General features: G+C 65.3%; 5 protein-coding genes and 2 pseudogenes. 4 read left to right on the plus strand and 3 right to left on the minus strand.

What is annotated here, in order from left to right; translation table 11 throughout:
- Nucleotides 1–1,955: alpha-glucan family phosphorylase (gene glgP / locus VKI00_RS08605; RefSeq protein WP_324436735.1), on the plus strand; the 1,955-nt coding region annotated here is incomplete at its 5' end.
- A gap of 406 nt (nucleotides 1,956–2,361) precedes the next feature.
- Here the strand turns inward: glgP and VKI00_RS08610 are convergent.
- Nucleotides 2,362–2,988: a TIGR03086 family metal-binding protein gene (locus VKI00_RS08610; RefSeq protein ID WP_324436737.1), complete on the minus strand. Its 627-nt coding sequence runs from the start codon at nucleotides 2,986–2,988 to the stop codon at nucleotides 2,362–2,364.
- A gap of 51 nt (nucleotides 2,989–3,039) precedes the next feature.
- On the opposite strand from VKI00_RS08610, the gene VKI00_RS08615 reads away from it, so the two are divergent.
- The 3 genes and pseudogenes from VKI00_RS08615 to VKI00_RS08625 form a co-directional block, all read left to right on the plus strand.
- Nucleotides 3,040–3,462, plus strand: a complete 423-nt coding sequence (locus VKI00_RS08615) for a MarR family winged helix-turn-helix transcriptional regulator (RefSeq protein ID WP_324436739.1) — start codon at nucleotides 3,040–3,042, stop codon at nucleotides 3,460–3,462.
- Nucleotides 3,463–3,704: 242 nt separating this feature from the next.
- Nucleotides 3,705–4,328: a TIGR03085 family metal-binding protein gene (locus VKI00_RS08620; protein WP_324436741.1), complete on the plus strand. Its 624-nt coding sequence runs from the start codon at nucleotides 3,705–3,707 to the stop codon at nucleotides 4,326–4,328.
- Nucleotides 4,329–4,519: 191 nt separating this feature from the next.
- Nucleotides 4,520–4,943, plus strand: a pseudogene (locus tag VKI00_RS08625) (class I SAM-dependent methyltransferase); the annotation flags it as partial.
- A 128-nt stretch (nucleotides 4,944–5,071) separates the two neighbouring features.
- Here the strand turns inward: VKI00_RS08625 and VKI00_RS08630 are convergent.
- Nucleotides 5,072–5,284, minus strand: a complete 213-nt coding sequence (locus VKI00_RS08630; RefSeq protein WP_324436743.1) for a hypothetical protein — start codon at nucleotides 5,282–5,284, stop codon at nucleotides 5,072–5,074.
- A gap of 32 nt (nucleotides 5,285–5,316) precedes the next feature.
- A pseudogene (locus VKI00_RS08635) lies at nucleotides 5,317–5,524 on the minus strand (hypothetical protein); the annotation flags it as partial.

Here is a 5,524-nt window from a genome sequence, read left to right on the forward strand (position 1 = left end):
GGATTCGCATCCCGCTCGATTTTCCGGGCCGCACCGTGTACTTGCGCGCCTGGGCCGTCAACGTCGGCCGGCTGTGGTTGTACTTGCTCGACAGCAACGATCCGGCCAACGACCCGTCAGACCGCGGTATCACGGCGCAGCTCTACGAAGCCGATCCCGAAGTCCGGTGGGAGCAAGAAATGGCGCTCGGGTTCGGCGGCTGGCGGCTGCTGCGCGAGCTGGGACTCGATCCGGACGTCTGTCACCTCAACGAAGGGCACGCGGCATTCGCCGTGTTGGAACGCGCCAGTTGGATCGTGCGGGAACAAAACGTACCGTTCGACGTCGCGCTGACCGTCGCGCGCGCGGGCACCGTGTTCACCACCCACACGCCGGTCGCCGCGGCCTTCGACCGGTTCGATCCCAGCTACGTCGTCGGTTACCTCTCGCCGTTCGCAGCCGAGATGCGCGTAAGCATCGGCAAGATCCTCAGCCTGGGCCGCATGCAGCCGAACGACGATTCCGAACCGTTCAACATGGCGTACCTCGCGATTCGCGGGGCGTCCCGCATCAACGGCGTGAGTCAGCTGCACGGCGAGGTGAGCCGCGAACTCTTCGCGGATGTCTTTCCGCGCTGCCCGATCGACGAAGTTCCGGTCGGGCACGTCACCAACGGCGTCCACGTTCCGTCGTGGGACTCGCCGGCCGCCGACGAGCTGTGGACGGACGCCGAGCTGCGCCAGCAGTGGCAGGGCGTTCCGACGGACATCGTCGAGCTGATGGAGAAGGTCCCGACGGCCGAGTTGTGGAGGATGCGCAATCGCAACCGCGAGCGCTTCGTGCTCTGGGCGCGCCAACGGCTGGCACGCCAATCCACGATCGCCGGCGCCGGCGCGGATCGCATCGATGAAGCGCAGCGCATCTTCGATCCGAAAGCCCTGACGCTCGGCTTCGCCCGGCGCTTCACCGAGTACAAACGCACCGCGCTGCTGCTGCACGATCCGGACCGCTTCGCGCGCATTCTCACCAACCCCGAACGGCCCGTCCAGATCGCCGTCGCCGGGAAGGCGCATCCCGCCGACGCGTTCGGGAAGGCGATGATCCAGCGCTGGTATGAGTTCTCGCAGCGCCTCGAACTTCGCTCGCACGTCGCGTTCATCGCCGACTATGACCTGCTGCTGGCCGAACAGCTCGTCGACGGCGTCGACGTGTGGATCAACACACCGCGCCGGCCGTGGGAAGCCAGCGGGACGAGCGGGATGAAAGTGCTGGTCAACGGCGGGGTCAACCTGTCGGAACTCGACGGCTGGTGGGCCGAGGCATACACCCCGCAGGTGGGTTGGGCGATCGGCGACGGACGGGAACACAATAACGACCCGCAGTGGGATGTGGAGGAGGCCAACGGCCTCTACACGCTGCTGGAAAACGAGATCGTCCCGATGTTCTACACACGCGAGGAGAACGGGATCCCGGAAGACTGGATGCGGCGCGTGCGCGCAAGCATGGCGACGCTGACACCTCAGTTCTCGTCGGAACGCATGGTCCGGCAGTACGTCGAAGAGCTCTACGCTCCCGCGGCGGCCGCCTATCGCACGCGCCTGGCCGACCATTGCCGGGTCGGCAGCGACGTGCAACGCTGGCGGGAAATGATCGAGAACTACTGGAGCGACGTGTCGTTCGGCGCGCTCCACGTCGAGCTGGCCGGAGCCGGACACGAGTTCCGAGTCCTCGTTTCACTCGGCGCGATCGGAGCCGACGAGGTGCAAGTGCAGTTATACGTCGCCGCCTGGGAGCAGGGTGCGAGCGAACGGATACCGATGGAACGCGGCGACGAAGTCATTCGCGGGACGTTCAGCTACCACGTCCATGTCGAAGGGCCGCGCCCCCCCGAGGTGTACACCCCTCGCGTCGTGCCGTATCACCCGGACGCGTCGTTTCCGCTCGACGCCGAAAAGATCTGCTGGTACGCCCGCTAAAGCGGGCCGACACTCGGCCTGAGTTATTCGATTCGCTTCAGGTTAAATCGAATCGAGAACCGACACGCTTGCCCTGTCGGCGCTCGACGCGCTCGGCGACGACGGCGGCGATGTCCCCGCTGTCACTCCGATGAATTGGCGCCGTGACGAATTGCAAGACGGCAGCGCGCATTTGGTCTATACCTAGCGAGGTTGTCTCGCTTGTAAACAAACGAGGCTGATCGGTTCTTGTCTCCAAGACTCCGTCCGATGATCGATGATCGAAACCACGACGCCGTGGCGTTGATTGATCGGCAGCAGCACTCAGCGTGCGACGCGGATCCACATGATGCCGAAGGGTATCGAAATCCCGGGTGGCGCGTGCCGGCGAACATTGCCATTGCAGGCGCGGCATCGGCTGCTGAGGTCAGGCCCCAAGAGGCGGTGTCCAGTGCGGTGGGCGGCCGAGATAAGCCAGGATGCGGTCGAGGTCGTTAGCCTGGTCTGACGACCCGATAGCCGGGTGGAACGGCGCATTCTCGGCGGTTCGGAACTGTCCGTCGGGCACGGCGAGCGCGATCGGCAACGCGGCGGCCACGACGTCGGCCGGGACCTCGAAGGGGTTACCCATCGTGCGGGCGACGTCCCACGCGTGGACGACGTAATCGACGAAATGAAAGCCGATCGCCACAGAGCCCGGGAAGGTAGCGCCGGGGCCGAACTCGGGAAGCGCGAACGTCGCATCGAGCACGTCGGCACCGGCGAACGCGTCGATCACATCGGCCGCGGCGGTCGCATAGGTGGCGGCGGGAGCGGATGCCACCGCCTCGGCGACGGTGGCGGGTTGCCATGCCGCCGGGTCGGCGCCGTGGCCGCGCGCGGCGGCGGCGAAGCCCCGATGCTGCGCTGTCATGTGGGTGAGCAGATCGGCGAGGTTCCAGCCGACGCACGGCGTCACCTTCGATAAGTCGTCGACCGTGACGGCCGAGACGACGTCGACGGAGCCGAGCACGGCGATGCGGTGCAGGGGGCGGAGATCCTCATTAGTCTGCATTTGCCTACCGTATGCGCATGCTTACTAGCAGTCAATCCTTATCATCGCGACATGACGGGAAGGGCGACGCGTCCAGACCTCGCGGCGATGCTTGCGCAGCTGACTCGAGAAACCATGGCTGCCGAGCAGCCGGTGCTAGCAGCGCACGACCTATCGATGTGGGGCTACATCGTGTTGAGCGCGCTGGACCGTTCACCGATCCGCACCCAGGCGGCCCTCGCCGAGGCGATCGGCGCCGACAAAACACGCATCATTCCCATACTCGATGAGCTTCAGGAGCGCGGCTACATCGAGCGGATTCCCGACCCCGACGACCGCCGCGCACGCCTGCTCGCGATCACCGAGTCGGGTCGTTCAATCAAAACCGCCGCGCAGGTCGACATCCAGCGCGGCGAGGAGCGCTGGCTCGGCCGGCTGTCAACCAACGACCGAAGCGTTTTTCTGCGCGTGCTGCGCCAGCTCACTTACGGATGACGGTCTCCGCCACTGCGGCCGATTCTCCCGGCGAGTCCCCGGCCGGCGACGATCGCTGATATTGAGGGTGGTGAGCAGGTTGTCCCAGATCAGCACGTGGTTATAGATGATGCTGGTGGCCATCACCGTGTGACCGAGCACCACGGCGAGCAGCGCCTGCTCTAACGGGTTTCCGACCGGCCTGTCGCGACGCCCCTCAGATATCTGCTCCGTGCGCTGAAGCGGAGCAATATCGTGGTGGGATGACCGCATCCGCGCGTGAACGCGCCGCCCTCGTCGAAACGTTGCGGATTGTCGGGCCGGACGCGCCGACGCTGTGCGGGGATTGGACGACCCAAGACCTGGCAGCGCATCTGGTTGTTCGAGAACGCCGACCGGACGCCGCCGTGGGCATCGCCGTTCCGGCCCTGGCTGCCTACACGGCGCGGGTGCAGCACCGGGTGTCGTCGGGCACCGATTGGAACGGACTCATCGACATGGTCGCTTCGGGTCCGCCGATCTATTCCCCGTTCAAGCTACTCGACCCGCTCGTCAACACCGCTGAGATGTTCATCCACCACGAGGATGTCAGGCGCGCCCAACCCGATTGGGCGCCACGCGAGCTCGATGCAGGCCTGGCCGCCACCCTGCGGCGGATGCTGCCGCTGATGAGCAGGCTGACGCTGGCCGGCGCGCCGGCACACGTCACACTGCGCGATCCCGATGGTGCGACGCTGGCTGCGTTCGGTCGCGGCCCGGCCGTCGTGATCACTGGCGCGCCGCCGGAACTGCTGCTGTTTGTCTCGGGCCGCGACGCGGTTCGCCTGAACTTCACCGGAGACCCGAATACGGTCGCCGATGTCAGGGCCGCACGCCGCAGCCTCTGACCCGCGCACCGAGTTCTGGTCATCTATCCCCGACGACACTTGTCAATCGAACTATGCACGCAGGTCACGATTGCTTCGAGTGTTGGCCCCACCCTGGTTGCGATCGTCACGTCGGTTCAGTCGGCGTGGAGGTCGAAGTTGGCGAGGTCGCGGGTAGAGCTGTTCGAGCAGATCCGCAGTGATCGGCGACTGTCGCGGCTTCGGTTACCGATCCAGCGTGGCTGACCGCGATCCCGGCGGACCGCCCGGCGCTGCTGATCGCCGAGGGGCTAACGATGTATCTGACCCACGACGATGGCGTCGCATTGCTGCGTCGGGTGGTCGAGCACTTCCCCTCAGGCGAGCTGCAGTTCGACGTGTACAACTGGCTTGGGATCAAGTCTCAAAAAAACAAACCCCGTGGTTCGCCGCTCTGGGTCGACGCTGTACTGGGCGGTCAACGGGCCGGATGACATCGTCAGTGCGGTACCCAGCGTTCGGCTGCTGGCCGCCATCTCGGTGTTCGACGCCGAGAAGTTCAAACAAGCGGCTGGCGTCTACCAGCTGGTCGGAAGGGTGATGTCGCTGGTGCCGGCGGTGCGAATGATCACCCAGTTCCACCGCTATGCCTTCTGAGACTGAGCGTGATTGAACATGTCGTGGCGGAGGGGGTCTAGACCCAATGGACACATCGGCCACAACGAGTCGGGCGGTCTGGCCAACGTCTCCATCGAAACGAGCGCAGTAGGCCTACGGTCGCGCTGTTACGGCCAGACTTGGGTGAAGAACGTGTAGCCGACCATAACCACCAGCAGCAGCACGGTGATCCGTAACACCCAGAGGCCTGCCTGCGCGCGGCGGCCTAACTCAGCGCGCGGTACTGGCGTGCGCCGGTTGCCCACCAGTTGGCCGGGTTCGAGGAATTCGACCACGTCGGGCCTCTCGTGGGTCGCAGAGTGGTCATCGGCGGTTGGCATCAGGGGTCTTTCGGCGATCCTTGCGGGGGTTGCTACGAACTGGCCGGCAGCACGTGGACGGACTGCAGGAATGAGTCGATGGCGTAGGCCAGCGCGGCGAGGCTGATCAACGCGACAATCGCACCGGCGACAATGTTGGTGATCCGGCGATTGGCATGGGCTCCCATCAGGGTGCGATCGTTGGCCAGCATCATCAGGAAAATTAGTGTCACCGGCAGCAGCACCGTGGCTAGCACGTTG

The organism is Mycobacterium sp. (assembly GCF_035314665.1).
Classification (GTDB): Bacteria; Actinomycetota; Actinomycetes; order Mycobacteriales; family Mycobacteriaceae; genus Mycobacterium.